1 protein-coding gene is annotated in these 1,422 nt (G+C 71.9%); it reads left to right on the forward strand.

What is annotated here, in order from left to right:
- Nucleotides 1-22 precede the first annotated feature (22 nt).
- On the forward strand, nucleotides 23-1,422 hold a 1,400-nt coding region (locus tag ACFO4E_RS30015), incomplete at its 3' end, for a beta-ketoacyl synthase N-terminal-like domain-containing protein (protein ID WP_378580697.1).

Consider the following 1,422-nt stretch of genomic DNA (forward strand, 5'->3'; position numbering starts at 1 on the left):
CGATCATGCGGGGACGGCGTATGTGCGCGAGGGCGGGTTCCTGGAAGGGGCCGGGGAGTTCGATCCGGGGTTCTTCGGGATCAGCCCGCGAGAGGCGGTCGCGATGGATCCCCAGCAGCGGTTGCTGTTGGAGGTGTCGTGGGAGGTGCTGGAGCGGGCCGGGATCGACCCGGCGGTGCTGCGGGGGTCGCCCACCGGCGTCTTCATCGGCGGCACCCAGACGGGATACGGCACCGGAACCGCGGCGCTTTCAGCGGGGGTCGAAGGGTATCTCCAGACCGGTAACGCGGGTTCGGTGATGTCAGGCCGGGTCGCCTATGTCCTCGGGTTGGAGGGTCCGGCGGTGACGGTGGACACGGCGTGCTCGTCGTCGCTGGTGGGCATCCACCTGGCGTGTGAGTCGCTGCGCCGCGGCGAGAGCACCCTCGCACTCGCGGGTGGGGTCACCGTCATGGCGACCCCCGAACTCCTCGTGGACTTCAGCCGCCAGCGCGGTCTGGCGCGCGATGCCCGGATCAAGGCATTCTCCGACGAGGCCGACGGCACCGTGTTCTCCGAAGGCATCGGCATGCTCCTCTTGGAGCGGCTGTCGGACGCCGAGGCCAATGGCCACCGCATCCTCGGGGTCATCCGTGGCAGCGCCATCAACCAGGACGGCGCCAGTAATGGACTGTCCGCGCCGAGCGGGCCGTCACAGGAGCGGGTGATCCGCCAGGCGCTGGCCAACGCCGGCCTGGAGCCGGGCGACATCGACGCGGTCGAGGCCCACGGCACCGGCACCACCCTCGGCGACCCCATCGAGGCGCATGCACTGCTCGCGACCTATGGCCGGGACCGGGACGCCGATGCTCCGCTGTGGCTCGGGTCGGTCAAGACCAACATCGGTCACGCGCAGGCCGCCTCGGGTGTTGCGGGGGTGATCAAGATGGTGATGGCCTCCCGGGAAGGGCTGCTGCCCCAGACCCTGCACGCCTCCACACCCTCCACCCACATCGACTGGGACGCCGGCCACGTCCGCCTGCTCAACGAAGCCCGCACCTGGCCCGAGCACCCCGACCGGCCCCGCCGATCCGGCGTCTCCTCCTTCGGCATCAGCGGCACCAACGCCCACATCATCCTCGAACACACCCCCACCACCGACCCAGCCGCCGAGGAAACCGAGGCGGCCGCGCCCACAGGCAGCGCTCGCAACGACACCGCCCAGGAGGCGCACACCGCCGGCGGCGCCGGTGCGGTCGACGGAGACTCCCCCGGCCTGCCCACGGTCCCGGTGCTGCTCTCGGCCCCCGACCCCACCCGGCTACCCGCCTACGCCGCCCGCCTGGCCGACCACCTCACCGCCAACCCCCACCACACCCTCACCGCCACCGCCCACGCCCTGGCCACCACCCGCACCCACCACCCCCACCGCGCCGTCATCCT

Origin of the sequence: Nocardiopsis mangrovi (genome assembly GCF_042653925.1) — a bacterium.
In the GTDB taxonomy this organism is placed as follows: Bacteria; Actinomycetota; Actinomycetes; order Streptosporangiales; family Streptosporangiaceae; genus Nocardiopsis_B; species Nocardiopsis_B mangrovi.